The organism is Ramlibacter ginsenosidimutans (assembly GCF_016654015.1).
GTDB classification, from domain to species: domain Bacteria; phylum Pseudomonadota; class Gammaproteobacteria; order Burkholderiales; family Burkholderiaceae_C; genus Ramlibacter; species Ramlibacter ginsenosidimutans.
The window spans coordinates 67,825-87,488 of the sequence record NZ_JAEPWM010000009.1; the positions used below are offsets into that span (position 1 = coordinate 67,825).

The 19,664-nt window shown below is 67.9% G+C and carries 20 protein-coding genes; 3 read left to right on the forward strand and 17 right to left on the reverse strand.

What is annotated here, in order from left to right; all coding sequences use genetic code 11:
* Window positions 1-10: 10 nt before the first annotated feature.
* Complete coding sequence (locus JJB11_RS19255; RefSeq protein WP_201175207.1) at window positions 11-844, reverse strand: shikimate dehydrogenase family protein; 834 nt, start codon at window positions 842-844, stop codon at window positions 11-13.
* Window positions 845-861: 17 nt separating this feature from the next.
* Window positions 862-2,268, reverse strand: coding sequence for an MFS transporter (locus JJB11_RS19260; RefSeq protein ID WP_201175211.1), 1,407 nt, complete (start codon window positions 2,266-2,268; stop codon window positions 862-864).
* Between the two features lie 147 nt (window positions 2,269-2,415).
* On the opposite strand from JJB11_RS19260, the gene JJB11_RS19265 reads away from it, so the two are divergent.
* Window positions 2,416-3,186, forward strand: a complete 771-nt coding sequence (locus tag JJB11_RS19265; RefSeq protein WP_201175212.1) for an IclR family transcriptional regulator domain-containing protein — start codon at window positions 2,416-2,418, stop codon at window positions 3,184-3,186.
* Between the two features lie 124 nt (window positions 3,187-3,310).
* Here the strand turns inward: JJB11_RS19265 and JJB11_RS19270 are convergent, their stop codons facing one another.
* From JJB11_RS19270 to JJB11_RS19300, 7 genes are all read right to left on the reverse strand, one after another.
* Window positions 3,311-4,267, reverse strand: coding sequence for a Gfo/Idh/MocA family oxidoreductase (locus JJB11_RS19270; RefSeq protein WP_201175214.1), 957 nt, complete (start codon window positions 4,265-4,267; stop codon window positions 3,311-3,313).
* Window positions 4,264-5,121, reverse strand: coding sequence for a class III extradiol dioxygenase subunit beta (locus JJB11_RS19275; protein ID WP_201175222.1), 858 nt, complete (start codon window positions 5,119-5,121; stop codon window positions 4,264-4,266). Before JJB11_RS19275 ends, JJB11_RS19270 begins: the two co-directional genes overlap by 4 nt.
* Before the next feature lie 78 nt (window positions 5,122-5,199).
* Entirely contained in the window at window positions 5,200-5,586 is a 387-nt protein-coding gene (gene ligA, locus JJB11_RS19280; RefSeq protein WP_201175224.1) for a protocatechuate 4,5-dioxygenase subunit alpha, read from the reverse strand.
* A gap of 11 nt (window positions 5,587-5,597) precedes the next feature.
* On the reverse strand, window positions 5,598-6,533 hold the full coding sequence (locus JJB11_RS19285; protein WP_201175227.1) for an amidohydrolase family protein: 936 nt from the start codon (window positions 6,531-6,533) through the stop codon (window positions 5,598-5,600).
* Window positions 6,534-6,540: 7 nt separating this feature from the next.
* Entirely contained in the window at window positions 6,541-7,224 is a 684-nt protein-coding gene (gene ligK / locus JJB11_RS19290; RefSeq protein ID WP_201175229.1) for a 4-carboxy-4-hydroxy-2-oxoadipate aldolase/oxaloacetate decarboxylase, read from the reverse strand.
* Window positions 7,225-7,367: 143 nt separating this feature from the next.
* Window positions 7,368-8,402, reverse strand: a complete 1,035-nt coding sequence (locus JJB11_RS19295; RefSeq protein ID WP_201175231.1) for an amidohydrolase family protein — start codon at window positions 8,400-8,402, stop codon at window positions 7,368-7,370.
* 47 nt (window positions 8,403-8,449) lie between these two features.
* Entirely contained in the window at window positions 8,450-9,139 is a 690-nt protein-coding gene (locus JJB11_RS19300) for a substrate-binding domain-containing protein (RefSeq protein ID WP_201175233.1), read from the reverse strand.
* A 96-nt stretch (window positions 9,140-9,235) separates the two neighbouring features.
* Between JJB11_RS19300 and JJB11_RS19305 the strand changes: the two genes are divergently transcribed.
* Window positions 9,236-10,150, forward strand: coding sequence for a LysR substrate-binding domain-containing protein (locus JJB11_RS19305; protein ID WP_201175241.1), 915 nt, complete (start codon window positions 9,236-9,238; stop codon window positions 10,148-10,150).
* Between the two features lie 742 nt (window positions 10,151-10,892).
* Here the strand turns inward: JJB11_RS19305 and JJB11_RS19310 are convergent.
* From JJB11_RS19310 to JJB11_RS19345, 8 genes are all read right to left on the reverse strand, one after another.
* Window positions 10,893-11,786 (reverse strand): NAD(P)-dependent oxidoreductase, encoded by an 894-nt coding sequence (locus JJB11_RS19310; RefSeq protein WP_201175243.1) that lies wholly within the window; start codon window positions 11,784-11,786, stop codon window positions 10,893-10,895.
* A 6-nt stretch (window positions 11,787-11,792) separates the two neighbouring features.
* Window positions 11,793-12,773 (reverse strand): Bug family tripartite tricarboxylate transporter substrate binding protein, encoded by a 981-nt coding sequence (locus tag JJB11_RS19315; RefSeq protein ID WP_201175245.1) that lies wholly within the window; start codon window positions 12,771-12,773, stop codon window positions 11,793-11,795.
* Between the two features lie 13 nt (window positions 12,774-12,786).
* Window positions 12,787-13,491, reverse strand: a complete 705-nt coding sequence (locus JJB11_RS19320; protein WP_201175247.1) for an ABC transporter ATP-binding protein — start codon at window positions 13,489-13,491, stop codon at window positions 12,787-12,789.
* Window positions 13,484-14,275, reverse strand: a complete 792-nt coding sequence (locus tag JJB11_RS19325) for an ABC transporter ATP-binding protein (RefSeq protein ID WP_201175249.1) — start codon at window positions 14,273-14,275, stop codon at window positions 13,484-13,486. Before JJB11_RS19325 ends, JJB11_RS19320 begins: the two co-directional genes overlap by 8 nt.
* Window positions 14,272-15,252 (reverse strand): branched-chain amino acid ABC transporter permease, encoded by a 981-nt coding sequence (locus JJB11_RS19330; protein WP_201175251.1) that lies wholly within the window; start codon window positions 15,250-15,252, stop codon window positions 14,272-14,274. The genes JJB11_RS19325 and JJB11_RS19330 overlap by 4 nt, the downstream gene beginning before the upstream one ends.
* Entirely contained in the window at window positions 15,249-16,112 is an 864-nt protein-coding gene (locus tag JJB11_RS19335) for a branched-chain amino acid ABC transporter permease (protein ID WP_201175253.1), read from the reverse strand. The genes JJB11_RS19330 and JJB11_RS19335 overlap by 4 nt, the downstream gene beginning before the upstream one ends.
* 107 nt (window positions 16,113-16,219) lie before the next feature.
* Window positions 16,220-17,392, reverse strand: a complete 1,173-nt coding sequence (locus tag JJB11_RS19340) for an ABC transporter substrate-binding protein (RefSeq protein WP_201175255.1) — start codon at window positions 17,390-17,392, stop codon at window positions 16,220-16,222.
* Window positions 17,393-17,680: 288 nt separating this feature from the next.
* Window positions 17,681-18,439: a GntR family transcriptional regulator gene (locus JJB11_RS19345; protein ID WP_201175257.1), complete on the reverse strand. Its 759-nt coding sequence runs from the start codon at window positions 18,437-18,439 to the stop codon at window positions 17,681-17,683.
* Window positions 18,440-18,618: 179 nt separating this feature from the next.
* Here JJB11_RS19345 and JJB11_RS19350 point away from each other — a divergent pair, with 179 nt between their 5' ends.
* A complete protein-coding gene (locus JJB11_RS19350; protein WP_201175265.1) occupies window positions 18,619-19,662 on the forward strand; it encodes an aromatic ring-hydroxylating dioxygenase subunit alpha in 1,044 nt (347 codons plus the stop codon).
* Window positions 19,663-19,664: the final 2 nt, after the last annotated feature.

The following is a 19,664-nucleotide window of genomic DNA, read 5'->3' on the forward strand; positions in this document are numbered from 1 at the left end:
CCGGATCGCGTCAGTAGCTCAGTTGCGCGAGCTCACGCAGCCGCTCCGGGGTTGTCGATGGCAGCCCGAAGTACTCCAGGTAGGCGGGGATCTGCTCGAACAGCATGTCGGTCCCCACCTGGAAGCGGCAGCCCCGTTCCTGCACGCGCTGCAGGAACGCGGTCATTTCCGACTTCATGACGACTTCGCCCACGAACGCCTCGGGTGCGATGCGCGACACGTCCATCGGCATGGGATCGCCCTCGTTCATGCCCATGGGCGTGGCGTTCACCACGATGTCGTGGCCCTGCGGGTCGTTGCTCCCCGTGCGCACCTCCAGCCCCGGGTAGTGCGCGACAAGCCGCTCTGCCAGTGCCTGGGCGGCCTCGGGGCGCGCGTCGAACAGGCTCAGTGCGGCCACGCCCGCGCCGGCCAGCGATGCGGCGATCGCGCTGCCGACGCCGCCGGCGCCGACCACCAGCGCCCGCGCGCCCTCGATGGTGCAACCCTTGCGGCGCAGCCCCCGCACGAAGCCTTCGCCGTCGAACATGTCGCCCTGCAGGCGGCCATCCGGTGCGCGCCGAACCGCGTTGCACGAGCCCGCGATGCGCACCGCCGGCGAAGCTTCGTCCAGCAGCGCCAGGGTGGCCACCTTGTGCGGCATGGTGATCAGCGCGCCGCACACGTTCTCCAGCGTGAACAGCGCAGGCAGGAAGCGCGCGTAGTGCTCGGGCTTGCAGCCCATGGGCACCACCACCGCATCGACTCCCGCCGCCTCGAAGTACGGGTTGTAGATCATCGGCGACTTGAAGGTGTGCGTCGGCCAGCCGATGTGGCCGATCAGGGACGTGCTGCCTCGGATCATGGTGCCTTCCGCAACGCTCAACCCGCCGTCGACAGCGTGCGGCCGGACACGGCCTGGGCGCGCAGGCGCTCGTAGTCGTCCTTGTCCACCGGCCGCGCGCCCTTGTTGCCCAGGTCGGCCAGGCGCACGCGGTAGGTCTCGCGCGCCGTCATGGCCGCGATCGCAGCGACGACGGTGATCGCCAGCGTGATCGCTCCGACGGTCAGCGGGATGTTGGATGCCCCGGGAGGAGCAACGGCGACGAACAGCGCGGGCAGCAGCGCGGTGATCGCCGTGCCGATGTTCTGCGCGATGGCCATGCCGGTCACGCGGGTGCGCGTGGGGAACATCTCCGGATAGAAGCTGGGGAACACCGCGTTGTAGCCCTGGTAGACCACTCCCCACATCAGCAGCGACAGGCCGAAGGCGAGCGGCACGTTGTGGATGCTGATCGCGTACAGGTAGCCGAAGGACAGCAGGCCGGCCAGCACGGAGCCGACCGCCATGGGCAGGCGGCGGCCGATGCGGTCGGACAGGTTGCCCACGTAGGGGATCACCAGCACGGCGACGATGTTGCCCACCACCGGGATCCACAGGTACACGTCCTTCTCGAAGCCTATGCCGTAGCCGGGTTGCACGGCATAGGCCGCACCGAAGATCGTCGCGACCACCGGGATCACGTTCATCAGCGAGCACAGGCCGACGCGCACCATGTCGGCCCAGCTTTCGCGGAAGGCCTGGACCACGGGCGCGCGGGGCACAGCGTGCTGGCGCGTTTCCGCGGTGAACGCGGGCGTCTCCTCCACTTCGCGGCGGATGATCCAGCCCGCGACGATCACGACCGCGCTCAGCAGGAAGGGGACACGCCAGCCCCAGGTGTTGAACGCGTCCTTGTCCATGAAGTGCGCGAGCGGCAGGAAGACGGCAGCCGCGAGGATCTGGCCCGCCTGCACGCCTTGCAGGGTGAAGCTCGAGTAGAAGCCGCGTCGGCCGAACGGCGCGTGCTCCAGGATCATCGAGCTCGCTCCGGAAATCTCCCCGGCGACGGCGAAGCCCTGGATGAGGCGCAGCAGCACCAGCAGCGCCGGCGCCAGCAGCCCGACCTGGTCGTACGTGGGCAGCAGGCCGACGGCGAGCGTCGACAAGCCCATCATGAACATGCACGTGATCAGCACGTTCTTGCGGCCGTGCGTGTCGCCCCAGTGGCCGAGCACGAAGGCGCCGATCGGCCGCGCGACGTAGCCGACGCCATAGGTCGCGAGCGAGGCGATGATGGCCGTGGTGGGGTCGCCCTTGGGAAAGAAGATCTGCGGGAACACCAGCGCCGCGGCGGTGGCGTAGATGAAGAAGTCGTAGTACTCGAGTGCCGACCCGATCCAGCCGCTCGCGGCGGCCTTGCGGGTCTGGCGGGTGCCGTGGGCACCGGTGGAGCTGTCGATCGCCATGCTTTGTCTCCAATGCAGCGGGGGCTGCGGCGGAATGCAATGTAGCCAGCGACCGGGGTTTCCACCATGCGTTCGCAGCGGCCTGCGTTCGATGATCGATCGCGCGGTAACGGCTGCCGCACGTTCCAAGGGTTAGACCCGATCTCCATGAACTCGGCCGCGAACATCGACAAGAGCCTGCTCATCGAGGGACTGGGCAAGGGCTTGCGCGTGATCGAATGCTTCTCCGATGCGCACCCGCGCCTCACGGCCTCGGAGGCGGCGGAACTCGCCGGGCTCACGCGCACGGCGGCGCGCCGCTACCTGCTGAGCCTGGTGCACTACGGCTATGCGGACTCCGACGGCAAGCACTACTGGCTGCTGCCGGCGATCCTGCGGCTGGGACGCAGCTACCTCGAAGCGGCGCGGCTGCCGCGGCTGGTGCAGCCGTTCATGCAGCGCGTGTCGATGCAGACGGGCGAGACCGCCAACCTGAGCGTGCTGGACGGCCGCGACGTGGTCTACCTCACGCGCAGCAACTCGCCGCGCGTGGTCTCGATCGGTTTCCATCCCGGCGCGCGCGTGCCGGCGCACGTGGTGTCGGCGGGATTCGCCCTGCTCTCCACGCTGTCGCCGGAGCAGGTGGAGGCCTGGTTCGAAGGGGCGGAGTTCGGGCAGTTCACGCCCGAGACGATCACGGATCCGCAACGCCTGCGCGATTCGGTCGCGCAGGCGCGGCGTCTCGGCTACTGGCTGGCGGACCAGTACGCGGACGTCGGCCTGCGCGGGCTGGCCGTGCCCCTGAAGGACCGGCAGGGCCGCTGCGTGGGCGCGCTCAGCATCACCTTCCAGGCGCAAGCCTATCCGGGCGACGCGAGCCTCACGCGCCTGCTGCCGCCCTTGCAGGAAGCGGCGCAGACGTTGCGGCAGGTGATCTGAGGCGATGCTGGGGTTCGCCTGCGGCTCACCGCCAGCCTACAGGGTGGTGAACGGAGCGAACCCCGCAACCGTGCACCGGGTAGGCTGGCGGTGAACGGAGTGAACCCCAGCAATTCCGCGCTGCTTACGAAAGCTGGCGCTCCAGCTGGTCGAGCACCTCGTAGCACGCCATGACCTGCGCCACGCTGGAGTTCGGCTCGCGGCCTTCGCGGATCGCGGCGATGAACTCCCGGTCCTGCAGCTCGATGCCGTTCATGGACACGTCCACCTTGGACACGTCGATCTTCTCTTCCTTGCCGTTGTACAGGTCGTCGTAGCGCGCGATGTAGGTCGCGGTGTCGCCGATGTAGCGGAAGAAGGTGCCGAGCGGGCCGTCGTTGTTGAACGAGAGCGACAGCGTGCAGATCGCGCCGCTTTCGGTCTTCAGCTGGATGCTCATGTCCATCGCGATGCCCAGGGCCGGATGGATCGGCCCCTGGACCGCGTTGGCCTTCACGACCTTGCTGCCGGTCTGGTACTGGAACAGGTCCACCGTGTGCGCAGCATGGTGCCAGAGCAGGTGGTCGGTCCAGCTGCGGGCCTGGCCGAGCGCGTTCATGTTGGTGCGCCGGAAGAAGTAGGTCTGCACGTCCATCTGCTGGATGTGGAACTCGCCGGCCTGGATCTTCTTGTGCACGTACTGGTGGCTGGGGTTGAACCGGCGCGTGTGGCCGACCATGGCCACCAGGCCGGTCTGCTGCTGCACCTTCAGCACTTCGCGGCCCTCTTCCACCTTGTCGCACAGCGGGATCTCCACCTGCACGTGCTTGCCGGCCTTCATGGCGGCGATCGACTGCTGCGCGTGCATCTGCGTCGGCGTGCACAGGATGACCGCGTCGACGTCCGGACGCGCGAGCGCCTCGTCGAGGTTTGTCGTCACGTGCTTCGCGCCGTACTTCTGCGCGACTTCCTGGGCCTTGGGCAGCTCGCGGCCGATGATGGAGGTGATCTCCACGCCGTCGATGTTCTTCAGGCCATCGAGGTGCTTGATGCCGAAGGCGCCGGGCCCGGCGAGTGCGATGCGGACGGTCTTGCTGCTCATTGGTTGTTCTCCAGGATCAGGTGGCCCACGGCGGTGTTGCTCGCGGGGACGTGATAGAAGCGGTGCCTCACGGTGGGCTTCTTGCCGCCGGCCACATCGGCCATCGCGCCGCGTGCGATCAGCCACATCACCAGCTCGATGCCTTCGCTGCCGGCTTCCTTGACGTATTCGATGTGGCTGACCTCGGCGAGCCCTTGCGGGTCGTCGATCAGGCGATCGAGGAAGCGGTTGTCCCACTCCTTGTTGATCAGGCCGGCGCGCGGGCCCTGCAACTGGTGGCTCATGCCGCCCGTGCCCCAGATCTGCACGTTCAGGTCTTCGTCGAAGCTCTCGATCGCCTTGCGGATCGCCTGCCCCAGCTTGAAGCAGCGCATGCCGCTCGGCACGGGGTACTGCACCACGTTCACGGCGAAGGGGATCACCTTGAACGGCCACTCCTTGACGTCGCCGCACATCAGCGACAGAGGCACGGTGAGGCCGTGGTCCACGTCCATCTTGTTGACGATGGTCAGGTCGAAGTCCTGCTGGATCACCGAGTGCGCGATGTGCGAGGCGAGATCGGGCGCGCCGATCACCTTGGGCACCGGGCGCGGGCCCCAGCCCTCGTCGGCGGGCTGGAACTCGGCGGCCGTGCCGATCGCGAACGTGGGAATCATCTCCAGGCTGAAGGCGGTGGCGTGGTCGTTGAAGACCAGGAACACGACGTCGGGCTTGTTCTCCTTTTCCCAGTTCCGGGAGAACTCGTAGCCGCTGAAGACCTTCTGCCAGTACGGCTCCTGGGTCTTGCCCAGGTCCATGGCCGCGCCGATGGCGGGCACGTGCGAGGTGTAGACGGAGGCGGTGATGCGGGCCACTTCAGTCTCCGCCGAGCCGTCTCAAGGAGACTGAGGCCCCCTCAGGGGGCAGCGAACGAATGTGAGCGTGGGGGTCCATCATTTTTTCTCCTGTTCACGGCCCCAGGTGGCGGGGCGGCCGCCGGCGACCATCATGTCGCGGTAGGCCTCCTCGCTCATGCCCGTCATCGAGCCGGCCATCTGCTGGAAGCTCTTGCCGTCGGTGGCGCCGATCTTGGCGAGGAAGTAGATGTTGCCGCCCAGCGCGATCATGGCGTTCATGTCGCGGGAGAGCACGGCCTTCTTCTGGTCCTCGGTCATCGGCCACTGGTCCAGGTAGGCGCGCTCGTCGGCCTTGAACTTCTCGCGGTTCTCGGCCTTCATGAGCGACATGCAGAACTGGTTGAGCCAGTAGCCCTTGCGGCTCTGGTCCGCGTCGAAGATGGTGGTGCCGGGAATGCCGGCATAGGGTTTGTCGAGCGGCATGGCGTGCCTCCTCAGGCCTCGTTGGGCCAGTACAGACGATTGGGATTGTCCACGAGCAGTTTCTGCTGCAGCTCCTTCGTCACTGCGATGTGCGGGATGTAGTCGACCAGCAGGCCGTCGTCGGGCATGTGGCCCTTCAGGTTGGGGTGTGGCCAGTCGGTGCCCCACAGCACGCGGTCGGGGAAGGTCTCGACGATCTTGCGCGCGAACGGCACGACGTCCCGGTAGGCATTGCGCTCGCCGTTCAAGGCCGGCGGGCCGGCCACGCTCAGGCGCTCGGGGCAGCTCACCTTGCTCCACACGTTCGTGTGCTCGCGCATGAACTTGAGGAACAGCTCGAACTCGGGACCGTCGACCGGCTTCGTCACATCGGGCCGGCCCATGTGGTCGACGACGACGGTCGTCGGCAGCGCGCTGAAGAAGTCCCACAGCTCGGGCAGGTCCACGGCCTCGAAGTAGATGACCACATGCCAGCCCAGGGGCGCGATGCGGCCGGCGATCTCCAGCAGTTCATCCTTGGGCGTGAAGTCCACCAGGCGCTTGACGAAGTTGAAGCGCACGCCGCGCACGCCGGCGGCATGCAGGTCCTGCAGCTCCTGGTCGGAGATGCTGCGCTTGACGGTGGCGACGCCCTTGGCCTTGCCGTTGGAGCGCTTCAGCGCATCGACCAGCGCGCGGTTGTCGGCGCCATGGCAGGTGGCCTGCACGATCACGTTCTTCGCGAAGCCCAGGTGGTCGCGCAGCGCGAACAGCTGCTCGGCGCTGGCGTCGCACGGCGTGTACTTGCGCTCCGGCGCGTAGGGGAACTGCGCGCCGGGGCCGAACACGTGGCAGTGCGCATCCACCGCGTTGGGCGGCAGCTGGAACTGCGGTTTGCTCGGGCCCGTGTACCAGTCGAGCCAGCCGGGGGTTTTCTCGAAGGGGCCGGTGGTGGGTTTGCCGCTCATGGTGTGCTCAGTCGATGTAGCGCAGGCCGGCCTTCGCCAGCGGCTCGCGCATCTTGTACATGTCCAGGCCCAGCACGCCGCTGGCGAGCTTGGCGCGCTTCTCGCCTTCGTTCGCCTCGCGGGCGGCGGCGGCGTCCAGGGTCTTCTTCGCCATGGCGGCCGGCACGCAGACCACGCCGTCGTCGTCGGCCACGATCACGTCACCCGGGTGCACGAGGGCGTCGGCGCAGACCACGGGGATGTTCACCGACCCGAGCGTCGCCTTCACGGTGCCCTTGGAGCTGATCGCCCTGCTCCATACCGGGAACTGCATTTCCGTCAGCGTCTTCACGTCGCGGCAGCCGCCGTCGATCACCAGCGCACGGGCCCCGCGCGCCTTGAACGAGGTGGCCAGCAGGTCGCCGAAGAAGCCGTCCGTGTTGGGCGAGGTGAGCGCGGCGACCACGATGTCGCCCGGCTGGATCTGCTCGGCCACGACGTGCAGCATCCAGTTGTCACCCGGCTGCAGCAGCACCGTGACCGCAGTGCCGGAGACCTGCGCGCCCGCATAGATCGGGCGCATGTAGGTGTTCATCAGGCCCACGCGGCCCATGGCCTCGTGGACGGTGGCGGATCCGTATTGGGCGAGCTGGTCCGCGACGGCGCGATCGGCTCTCTTGATGTTGCGGTAGACGACGCCTAGTTCGTACATGGTGTTCTCCAGAAATCGGACATCCGGACGCAGAGGACGCAAAGGTTTCGCAGAAGACGCAAAAGAAACCCTTTGAATGGGTTCATCTCCCTTTTGCGACTTCTGCGTCTTTTGCGTCCTCTGCGTTCGTTTTCTCTGTTCTCTTACTTGCCGCGCTTCTTCAGCAGCGCGTCGAGGCGCGGGAAGACCCGGCGCGTGTTGCCTTCGAAGATCGCGTGCTTGTCCTCGGCGGACAGGATGGGCGAGCCGTCGATGTAGCGCTTGGTGTCGTCGTAGTAGTGGCCCGTCTCCGGGTCGATGCCGCGCACGGCGCCGATCATTTCCGAGGCGAACAGCACGTTCTTCACCGGGATCACGGTGTTCAGCAGGTTGATGCCCGGCTGGTGATAGACGCAGGTGTCGAAGAACACGTTGTTCATCACGTGGTCCTTCAGCGGCGGCCGCTTGATCTCCTGCGCCAGGCCGCGGAAGCGCCCCCAGTGATAAGGCACCGCGCCGCCGCCGTGCGGGATGATGAAGCGCAGCGTCGGGAAATCCTTGAACAGGTCGCCTTGCACCAGCTGCATGAAGGCGGTGGTGTCGGCGTTGAGGTAGTGCGCGCCGGTGGTGTGGAAGGCCGGGTTGCACGAGGTGGACACGTGCACCATGGCGGGCACGTCGTACTCCACCATCTTCTCGTAGATCGGGTACCACCACTTGTCCGTCAGCGGCGGCTCCTTCCAGTGGCCGCCGGACGGGTCCGGGTTCAGGTTGATGCCGACGTTGCCGTACTGCTCGATGCACTTCACCATCTCGGGAATGCAGGTCTTCGGGTCCACGCCGGTCGACTGCGGCAGCATCGCGACCGGCACGAAGTGCTCGGGGAACAGCTGGCTCACCCGGAAGCACAGCTCGTTGCAGATGGCCGCCCACGTGCTCGACACGTTGAAGTCGCCGATGTGGTGCGCCATGAAGCTCGCGCGCGGCGAGAACAGTGTCATGTCGTTGCCGCGCTCCTTCATCAGGCGCAGCTGGTTGGCGGAGATCGTTTCGCGGATCTCGTCGTCGCTGATCTTCAGGTCGGAGACCTTGGGCATCTGCGCCGGATCCTTGATGCCGGCGATCTGCTGGTTGCGCCACTGTTCCAGCTGCTTGGGAGCGGTGGTGTAGTGGCCGTGGCAATCGATGATGAGGCTCATCTGGGTCTTTCCTCGGAACGCCGCGGCTGCGGCTTGGATTCAGTGCTTCAGGCGGCCGGTTCCATGCCGTTGCGGCGCTTGGCCGCCTCGGCATCGGGCGAGGCCATGAAGGCCAGCATCGCGCGCACGGCCTCGACGCGGCTCGAACTCGCGCAGATCCCGCCGCTGAAGGTGGTGGTGATCTGCACGGCCGCCGGCATGGGGCCGACCAGGGTGATGCCTTGCAGGTGGATCAGTTCGCTCAGTTGCTGGAACCCCAGCGCGACTTCGCCGCGCGCGACCAGCGCACCGACGGGAATGCCGGGGGGCGCCTGCACGAGCCGGCCCTTGAGCTCCGGCGCGATGCCCCAGCGCTCGAACAGCTTCACCAGCGCGACGCCGCTCGGGCCGGTCGAATAGCCGATGGTGGACGCGGCGAGTACGGCGCGCTTCAGCGCTTCCTCGCTGGACACGTCGGGACGCGGCGCGCCGGCCTGGACCGCGATGGCCACGGAGGAGTCGACGAGGTCCACGCGCGAGCCGGCGCGCACCTGGCCGGTCCCGATCAACTGGTCGATGGCGTCGGCCGCGAGCACGACGAAGTCGAAGGCCTCGCCGGCGGCGACCCGCTTCGCGGCATCGACGCCGCCGACGGACTCGACCTCCACCGGCTGCTGCGAGCGCTGCGCGTACGCATGGGCCAGTTCGTTCAACACCTGGCGGGTGGCCATGGAGGAGATGCCCTTGAGCGCGTTCATGGCGGCATTGTGGTCGCCGCCCGGCCTGCGTCCAAGCGGAGCATGGCACTAGCAGGTATACCGCTTCGGCATAATCGAAGGCCAGCTATTCACCCCATGGACCTCAAGCAGCTCGAATACTTCGTCCGCGTCGCCGAGCTCGGCAGCTTCACGCGTGCCGCGGTCGAACTCGACGTAGCCCAGCCGGCGCTCAGCCGGCAGGTGCGCCTGCTGGAGGTGGAACTGCGCCAGAACCTGCTCGTGCGCAACGGCCGCGGCGCCGTGCCCACGGAGGCCGGCAAGCTCCTGCTGGAGCACGGGCGCGGCATCCTGCACCAGGTCGAACGCGCCCGCGAAGACCTGGGCCGCCTGCGTGGCGGCCTCGCCGGCAAGGTGGCCGTGGGCTTGCCCAACAGCGTCGCGCGCGTGCTGACCGTGCCGCTGACCCGCGCGTTCCGCGAGGCGCTGCCCGAAGCGCGGCTGTCGATCAGCGAAGGCCTGTCCAGCGGCCTGCAGGAGGGACTGGCCAGCGGCCGGCTCGACATCGTGGTGCTGTACAACGCCCAACCCTCGCGCGAGCTGGACCTGAGCGCCTTGCTGGAGGAGGAACTGGTGCTGGTGCAGGCGCGTCCGCCGGGGCTGCACGAGGACCCGCCGCCCGGGCCGGTCTCCCTGCAGGAGGTCGCGCGGCTGCCGCTGGTGATCCCGACGCGGCCCAACGCGATCCGCATGCACGTCGAGGCGGCGCTCGCGGACATCGGCGCGCGACCGAACGTGGTGCTGGAGATCGACGGCGTCTCCGCCATCCTGGACCTGGTGCTCGATGGCGCCGGCTGCGCGATCCTGTCACGCAACGCCCTGCTCAATTCGCCGCGGCCCTCGGCCTACACGGCACGGCAGATCGGCGAGCCGCCGCTGCGCATCCGCCTGTCCCTGGCGACCAGCCTGCAGAGGCCTGCGACTCCCGTGCAGAAGGCGACGCTGGACCTGATCCGCGAGAAGGCGCCTGCGGTGGTGGCGCATGCGCTGTGAGGGGAAACAGAAAACCCAACATCCGGACGCAGAGGACGCAGAGGTTTCGCAGAGGACGCAAAAGGACTTCCATGGAAGGAATTCCCTTTGCGTTCGGCTGGCTCGTAGGCTGGTGGTGAGCCGCAGGCGAACCCCAGCTTGCTGCGCTACGCTGGATCGCTGGGGTTCGCGTTGCTCACCGCCAGCCTACGAGAACGAGGGCCCGTCAGTCTTCCCGACGGTTCATCGTCGCGGCAGGCGGCGTGCGCTGCAGTCCCGCACCAGGGGCATCGTAGGCTGGTGGTGAGCCGCAGGCGAACCCCAGCTTGCTGCGCTACGCTGGATCGCTGGGGTTCGCGGTGCTCACCGCCAGCCTACGAAGACCGGTGAGTCGTGCCCGCAGGGGCCCGACTGCCCGTCGTCGCGGCAGGCGGCGTGCGGTGAAGGCCCGCATCAGGGGCATCGCCTGGAAGCCGGCCCGGGCGGCGGAGCGCGGCTCGAGAGCGCAGCGTCGAACCGCGCGTACGTTTCATGCTACCGCGGCACTTGTTCGAGCAGAGAGTTTGACCGCGAGGAGCGGGCAAACTCTCTGCGAGTTGTGCCGCGCGACGCCGCCCGGACCGGCTTCCAGGGGAGTCGGCGCGCGCAGCCGCCGACCGATGCCCAGCGGGCCTGCACCGCACGCCGCCTGCCGCGACGCCCCCGGCACTCGGCAGAGGCAGCGACTCATTCCTCCCCGAAGACGGGAGAAGCTCGTCGAATCCTACTTCCTGCGCGCGGCTAGCAGCCGGTCGGCGAACTCCTGCCAGCGGGCCTTCTTCGTCAACCCGGCGAACACGCCCTCGCGCGCCTGGTCCGCGACCCACTGCTGCTTGTCCGCGATCGCGGCTGTCATCAGCGGATCGAAGCCCGATTCGCGCACGGTGTTCGCCGCCTCGCGCATTTCCTCCGCGCGGCGCTGACCGTGCTGCACCACGCGGCTGAAGAAGTAGGCGCCCTGCTCCTGCCAGTCGATGGAGGGGAAGGTTTCCTGCAGGGTGGGCAACACGTGGTCCTCGACGCCGTACGCGCGCGCCGTGCTGTAGCTTTCGATCACCAGCGCCTCCAGGCCCTTGATCATCACGCTGCGGCACATCTTGATCGCACTCGCCACGCCGAGCTGCTCGCTCACCACCTTCGCATCCATGCCCCACGCGGCGAGCACGGGCGCGAGCTCACCCGCCCGCTCGCCGCCCAGCAGCATCGGCACGCGGATGCCGTACGGCGGCACCGAGGTCATGACGCCTGCTTCCACGTAGTGCGCGCCCCGCGCTGCCACGGCCTCGGCGGCCTTCTGCTTCGTCCCGGGCGATGCGGAGTTGAGGTCCAGGAACACGGTGCCGGCGCGGAGGAAGCGCGCAGCCTCCTGCGCGACGGCGAGCGTGTTGGAAGCCGTGACGGCGGAGATGACCAGCTCGCTCGTCTCGCAGAGCTCCTGCATGGAAGCGCAGGGACGAACGCCTTGCTGCTGCGCGTGCGCGCGTTCCGCGCCCGCGGTCGCCGCCTGCGCCAACTTCAGGTCCCACGCGGCAAGCTGCGCAACCTGCGGCTGCAGGCCCGCGGCGAAGATCTTGCCGACCTCGCCGTACCCGACGATGCCCACGCGCGTGACTTGCATGGCTTGCTACATCTTCGGAATCTTGGCGCGCTCGATCACCCCGCCCCAGCGCCTGGTCTCGGAGTCGAGCAGCGAGGCGAGCTGCTGCGGCGTGCTGGACTTCGCGTCCACGCCCAGGTCGGCCAGCTTCCTCTTCACCTCGGGGTTGGCGAGCGCCACCACGCATTCGTGGTTCAAGCGGGCGACGACGTCCTGGGGTGTCTTCGCCGGCGCCGCCAGCGCGTTCCACGAAGCGATGTAGAGGCCTTTCAGCGAGCCGCCCACCTCGCTGGCCGTAGGCACGCCGGGCATCGTGGTGGAGCGCTTCTCGCCGAACGTGGCCAGGGCGCGCAGCGCCTTCGCCTGGATCTGCGAGAGGATGGGCGCCACGATCTCCACGGCGGCGTCGACCTCGCCACCGCGCAGCGCCGTCACCACCTGTGGCGTGCCGTTGAAGGGCACGATCTGCACGTCGATCCCGGCCGTCGTCTTGAACAGTTCGGCCGCGAGGTTCTGCGTGCTGCCGGCCGCGATGGTCGCGACGTTCAGCTTGCCCGGCTTCGCCTTCGCTTCGGCGAGCAGGTCGCCCAGGCTCCTGAAGCGCGAGTTCTCCGGCACCACCACCGCGATGTCGAAGGTGCCCAGCAACGAGATGGGCGCGAAGTCCGTGCGCGCGTGGAAGGGCAACTTGTTGAACAGGCCTTCGCTCACGGCGGTGCCGTTGGACATCAGGAAGAGCGTATAGCCGTCGGGTGGCGCTTGCAGCACCGTGCTGCCTGCCACGATGCCGCCGGCGCCGGGCTTGTTGTCGATGACGACGGCCTGCCCCAGCTGCCTGGCCAGCTGGTCACCGACCGCGCGGACGGTGAGGTCGGCCACGCCGCCCGCGCCGAAGGGCACGACGATGCGCACGGGCCTGGCAGGCCACTTCGACTGGGCGCGCGTCCAGGGCGCGGCAGCGGCGGCCAGCAGGGCGAGCGCCTGACGGCGGGAGAGTTTCAGGTTCATGGGGTGCGAGCGACTAGCGAGCGACGCCCAGCAGGCGGTCCAGCAATTCGGGAGAGCTGCGCAAGGCAGCGGCGGTGTCGGCATGGACCACGCTGCCGTGGTCCAGCACCACCGCGCGGTCGGAGATCGCGAGGATCGCCTGCGGATGCTGCTCCACGATGATGGCCGACAGGCCCTCTTCGCGGGTGATCCGCGCGATCGCCTTGAGCAGCTCGCTCACGATGATGGGCGCGAGGCCTTCCAGCGGCTCGTCCAGCAGCAGCAGCCGGGGATTCACCACCAGGGCGCGGCCCATGGCCAGCATCTGCTGCTCGCCGCCCGAGAGCTGCGTGCCCAGGTTGGTCTTGCGCTCGCCGAGGCGCGGGAACATCTCGTAGACGCGCGCGGGCGTCCAGCGGCCGGGACGGGCCACGGCCGTGAGGTTCTCGTGCACGGTGAGCGACTTGAAGATGTTGCGCTCCTGCGGGACCCAGCCGATGCCCGCCGCGGCGCGTTCGTGCGAAGGCAGCTTGTGCAAGGCGACACTGCCCAGGGAGATCGTGCCTGCATGCCGGCGCGTCGCACCGGCCAGCGTGTTGATCAGCGTCGTCTTGCCGGTGCCGTTGCGCCCGAGCAGCGCCAGCGTCTGGCCCTCGCCCAGCGCGAACGACACGTCGTTCAGGACCACGGCCTCGCCGTAGCCGGCACTCAGGCCTTCCACCTTCAGCAGCTCAGACATGGGAGCGCCCCTCCAGCGGCAAGCCCTCGTTGATTTCGTCGCCGTGACCCAGGTACACGGTCTTCACCTCGGGGTTGGCCTCGATCTCCGCCGGCGTTCCTTCGGTGAGCACGGTGCCGTTCACCAGCACCGTCATGCGGTTCGCGAAACTGAACACCAGGTCCATGTCGTGCTCGATCAGCAGCACCGAGACATCCGCCGGCAGCGCGGCGACGGTCTCCAGCAGTTCTTCGCGCTCGCCCGCGGGCACACCGGCGACCGGCTCGTCGAGCAGCAGCACGCGCGGCTCGCAGGCGAGCGCGATCGCGATCTCCAGCAGCCGGCGCTTGCCGTACGCCAGGTGCTCGGTCCTCTGGTTCGCCACTTCGCCCAGGCGGAACTGCTCCAGCAGTTGCTGCGCACGCTCGGCGACGCCGGCATCCTGGCCCAGCTTGCGCCACCAGCGCGCGCCGAGTCCGCGCTGCTGCGAGACCACCAGCGCCAGCGTCTGCAGCGGCGTCATCGATGCGAACAGCTGGTTGATCTGGAAGGTGCGCACCAGCCCGCGGCGCACGCGCAGGTGCGGCGCGACCCGGCTGATGTCCTGGCCTTCCAGCATGATCGTGCCCGCAGTGGGTTCGAGCACGCCCGTGAGCAGGTTGATCAGCGTGGTCTTGCCGGCGCCGTTCGGGCCGATCAGCGCGTGGCGCGCGCCGCGCCGCAGCTCCAGCGTGACGTCGTTCGTCGCGGTGATACCACCGAACTTCTTCACCAGGCCCCGGCAGGAGAGGACGACGTCGTTCATGCTTTGGTCCCCTTCACCCAGGTCCACGGCTTGAGCAGCCGCTCGCGGCCCACCAGCACCAGGACCACCAGGAACAGGCCGATCCAGAACATCCAGTACTGCGGCGTGATGTTGGACAGAACGCTCTGCACCACCTTGAAGATGATCGCCCCGAGGACGCCGCCATAAAGCCAGCCGATGCCGCCGATCACCACCATCAGCATCACGTCGGCGGAGCGGTCGAAGGACAGCACCTCCATCGAGGCATAGCCCAGCGTCTGCGTGAAGGCCGCACCGGCCGCGCCGGCGATGCCGGCCGCCAGCGTGTAGATCGCGATCAGCCGCGCGTTGACGGGAATGCCGATCGCCATGGCGCGCAGGCGGTTGTCGCGGATCGCCTTGAGCGTGGCGCCGAAGGGCGAGTTCACGACCACGCGCGCGAGCAGGAAGAACAGCAGCAGCAGGGTCAGCGAGTAGTACGAGGCGACGATGCCGTCGAAGCCGAACTGGAAGCGGCCCAGCACGGGCGCGATGGTCAGGCCCTGGATGCCGTCGGTGCCGCCCGTGAGCCACTCCAGCTTGTTCGCCAGCTCCGTCATGATCAGCGCGAGACCGAGGGTCACCATCAGCCGCGTGAGGTCGGAGCCGCGCAGCACGGTGAGGCTGGCGAACAGCCCGAGCACGGCCGTCGCCGCGATCGCCACCAGCAGGCCCACGTGCGGGTCCGGGCTGACGTGCTGCGCGAACAGCGCGGCGACATAGGCGCCGAAGCCGAAGAACGCGGCGTGTCCCAGCGACACGATGCCGGCGAAGCCGAGCACCAGGTCCAGCGACAGCGCGAACAGCGCCCAGGTCGCGGTCTCGTTGATGATCGGGGCCTGCGACGGAATCAGCTTCGGCAGGGCGAACAGCACGATCCACAGGACCGGCTCCCACCACTTCATGCGGGCGGTGCGCAGCAGGCTCTCCCGCGCGATTGGCGAGGTTCCGGCGTTCATGCCTTGCCTCCCTGCCGCACGAACAGTCCGTTCGGCCGCCACAGCAGGATCACGATCATCAGCGTGTAGACGATGAACGCGCCCATCTTGGGAATGTAGTACTTGCCGGCGACGTCGGCGATGCCGAGCAGCAGCGCCGCGAGCAGCGGGCCGGTGATGGAGGACGTGCCGCCGACCGCCACCACGATCAGGAAATAGATCATGAACTTGAGCGGGAAGGTCGGGTCCAGTCCCAGCACTTCCGCGCCGAGCGCCCCGCCCAGTCCCGCCAGGCCGGAGCCGAAGGCAAACGTCGAGAGGAACACCACGTTGACGTTGATGCCCAGGCCGGCCGCCACGCGCTGGTCGTCGACGGATGCGCGCAGCCGGCTGCCGAAGCGCGTCTTCGCCAGGATGTACTGCAGGCCCACCGTGAGCGCGGCGCACACGGCGATGATGAACAGGCGATAGTGGCCCATGCCCAGCGAGCCGATCTCGGTGCGGCCCTTGAGCCATGCGGGCAGTTGCATGATCTGCTGCGTCGAGCCGATGTAATAGTCCACCGCGGAGATGGCCATGAAGACCAGGCCGATGGAGAACAGCACCTGGTCCAGGTGCGGCTTGCGGTACAGCGGCCGGTACAGCGGGGGCTCGAGCACCGCGCCGAGCAGCGCCGCGCCCGCGAAGGCGATGGGCAGGCACACGAGGAAGGGCACGTCGAGCCGCTGCATCAGCAGCACGGTGATGTAGCCCCCGGCCATGGCGAAGGCGCCGTGCGCGAGGTTGATGAAATTCATCAAGCCCATCGTCACGGCCAGTCCGACCGCCAGCACGAACAGCAGCATGCCGTAGGCGATGCCGTCGAAGAGGATGGTGAGCATGGTCTGGGAGGGGTTAGGGCCTAGGGGCCAGGTTCCAGGCAGGGAACCGGCTGTTCCCCTCATCCCTGGCCCCTAGCCCCTAGCCCCTGCGGCGCTTCTCGCGCCGCTTACTTCGTCTTGCCCGGGTCCTTGACGTCCTTGATGACGTCGAACTCGACGTTCCACAGCTGGCCGTTCTTCTTCTCGACCTTGCGCAGGTAGATGTTCTGCACGATGTCGCGTGTCTGCGCGTCGATGTAGATCGGGCCGCGCGGGCTTTCGAACAGGTCGCCCTTCATGGCGTTCACCAGCGCTTCGCCGCCGCCCTTGCCGCCGGACTTCTTGATGGCGTCGTAGATCAGGTGCGCGCCGTCATAGCCGCCCACGGCCATGAAGTTGGGCCGCAGTCCCGGGTTGGCCTTCTCGAAGGCCGCGACGAACTTCTTGTTCATCGGCGAGTTGTGGTCGGTGGAGTAGTGGTGCGAAGTGACCACGCCCAGCGCCACGTCGCCCATCTGGTTGAGCTGGTCGTCGTCGGTGATGTCGCCCGTGCCGATCAGACGGATGCCGGCCTTGTCCATGCCGCGCTCGCCGAACTGCTTCATCAGCGCCGCGCCGGCGCCCGAGGGCGTGAACACGAACAGCGCGTCGGGCTTCTCGTCGCGCACCTTCTGCAGGAAGGGCGCGAAGTCGGGGTTCATCAGCGGCACGCGCAGCGAGTCGGTCACCTTGCCGCCGTTGAACTGGAAGCGCTCCTTGAAGAACTTCTCCGCGTCGATGCCCGGGCCGTAGTCGGACACCAGGGTGACGACGGTCTTGATGCCGTTCTTGGGCGCCCAGTCGGCCAAGGCCACCGAGGCCTGCGGCAGCGTGAAGCTGCTGCGCACGATGAAGGGCGAGGCTTCCGTGATGCTGGAGGTGGCCGCGGCCATCACCACCAGCGGCGTCTTGGATTGCGTCGCGATCGGCGCCACGGCGAGCGCGGAGGGCGTGATGCCCATGCCGGCCAGCACGTTGACGTGGTCGTTCACCACCAGTTCCTGCGCGAGGCGCCGCGTATTCGCGGGCACGCTGGCGTCGTCCTTGACGATCAGCTGCACCTTCTTGCCGGCGACGGTGTCGCCGTTCTGCGCCATCCACAGCTTCACGCCGGCCTCGACCTGGCGGCCGGTGGTGGCCTGCTGGCCCGTCATCGGCAGGATCAGTCCGATCTTGAACACGTTGTCCTGGGCCAGGCTCAGGCCGCTGGCGCCGACGAGGGCCAGGGCGGCCGCGGTCTGGAGAAGGGTTCTCTTGTGCATGGCTTGGGATCTCCTTGGGTAATCAAATCGGGCAGGCGCGCGCGGCCCCCGCCCGTGCAACGTGCGGTGCGGATTCTGAACGGTGGGACGGTGCGTGCAAAACGACAGCTTCGTCTAGCAGTTATGAGCGATTGCGATAGCGTACTGCCTGTTATTCGCGGCGAAGAGTGCATTGGGGCAAAGGCAGTGGCCTGTCCCGTGCACGGGAGTATCCGGCATGGGGCGCAACCCCCGTCTCGGTAGTCAGCCTAGGTGCCGCGCAAGGGGTACCACCCCGGCCCCGCGCCATCAGCGCTGCCGGATCAGCCGCACCCCGGGCATCCGGTCCAGGTGCTCGCCCTGCACCGCCTCGCGCAGGTTGCGCTGGGCGATGCGCGAGTGCTCGCGCATGATGCCCTCCGCCCGCGCCCCTTCGCGCCGCTCGATGGCGTCCAAGACCTGCCGGTGCTGGTCCTGCGCGACGATGAGCATGTCGCGCGCCCGCGGCGTGTTCGCCTGCACGACGACGAAGCCCGACGGCGAAGCAAAGGGCAGGTTCACCACGCGTTCGAGCTCCCGCGCCAGCACGGTGCTGCCCGCCATCTCGGCCAGCAGGTTGTGGAACCGCTGGTTGGCGGCGACGTAGCGGGTGAAGGACTCGTCGTCCAGCGCCGGCTGCTCCAGCACGCGGTCGATCTCTTCCAGGCAGGTGCGCGCTTCCGCGAGCACCACGCCGGCGACGCCGCGCTCGGCCGCCAGCCGCACGGCCAGGCCTTCGACCGTCCCGCGCAGTTCGATCGCATCGGACACGTCGCGCTCGGAGAAGGTCCGCACGGCATAGCCGCCATTCGGCAGCGCGTCGAGCAGGCCTTCCTGTTCCAGCCGCATCAGCGCGGCGCGGATCGGCGTGCGCGACACGCCCAGGCGCTCCACCAGGGTGAGCTCGGCGATGCGCGCGCCGCCCGCGAGCTCGCCGGCCAGGATCATCTCGCGCAGGCGCAACTGCGCCTTGACCGCCTGCGAGCCGCCCGCTTCGTCGGCAGCGGGAAGAGGCATTCGAGCGCTCATGCTGAGGTTTCTGTATACATTCGCGCAGCTTAGCGCAGGGCAGCCCAGAGCGTCAATGCGACCGCCTCCCTCTGTCGCGATCACAGCCGCGGCCGCCGATCGACCGGCTTGCTGTATACATTGCGTATTCCGTGTCGTATCATTCGCGGCACTCCCTGAACTCCTGCCGCACCTCCGCCATGTTTCCCAAGAACGCCTGGTACGTCGCCTGCATGCCCGACGAGATCAACGACAAGCCGCTCGGCCGCACGATCTGCAACGAGAAGATCGCCTTCTACCGCGGCGAAGAGGGGCGCGTGGCGGCGGTCGAGGACTTCTGCCCGCACCGTGGCGCGCAGTTGTCGCTGGGCAGCGTGTGCGAAGGCAAGCTGGTGTGCGGCTATCACGGCCTGGTCATGGGCTGCGACGGCAAGACCGTTTCGATGCCCGGCCAGCGCGTGCAGGGCTTCCCGAAGATCCGCTCCTACCCGGTGATCGAGCGCTACGGCTTCGTCTGGGTGTGGCCCGGCGACGCCGCGCTCGCCGACCCCGCCAAGCTGCACCACCTGGAGTGGGCCGAGAGCCCGGAGTGGACCTATGCGGGCGGCCTGTACCACGTGGACTGCGACTACCGCCTGATGGTCGACAATCTGATGGACCTCACGCACGAGACCTACGTGCACACCACGAGCATCGGGCAGAAGGAGATCGACGAGTCGCCGGTGAACACCAAGACCGAGGGCGACCACGTGATCACCAGCCGCTTCATGGAAAACGTGATGCCGCCGCCCTTCTGGAAGGCCAACCTGCGCGGCAACCACCTGGCCGACGACGTGCCCGTGGACCGCTGGCAGGTCTGCCACTTCTATCCGCCCAGCCACATCATGATCGAGGTGGGCGTGGCCCACGCCGGCCAGGGCGGCTACCACGCAGACCCGAAGGTGAAGGTGTCCAGCATCGTGGTGGACTTCCTCACGCCGGAGACCGAGACCTCCATGTGGTACTTCTGGGGCATGGCGCGCAACTTCAACGTCAAGGACACCAACCTCACGGCGCAGATCCGCGACGGCCAGGCCAAGGTGTTCGCCGAAGACACCGAGGTGCTGGAGGCACAGCAGCGCAACCTGCTCAAGTATCCCGAGCGCAAGCTGCTCATGCTCAACATCGACGCCGGCGGCGTGCAGTCGCGCCGCGTGATCGACCGGCTGGTCGCGGCGGAACGGCCGGAAAAGCTGGCAGCATAGAG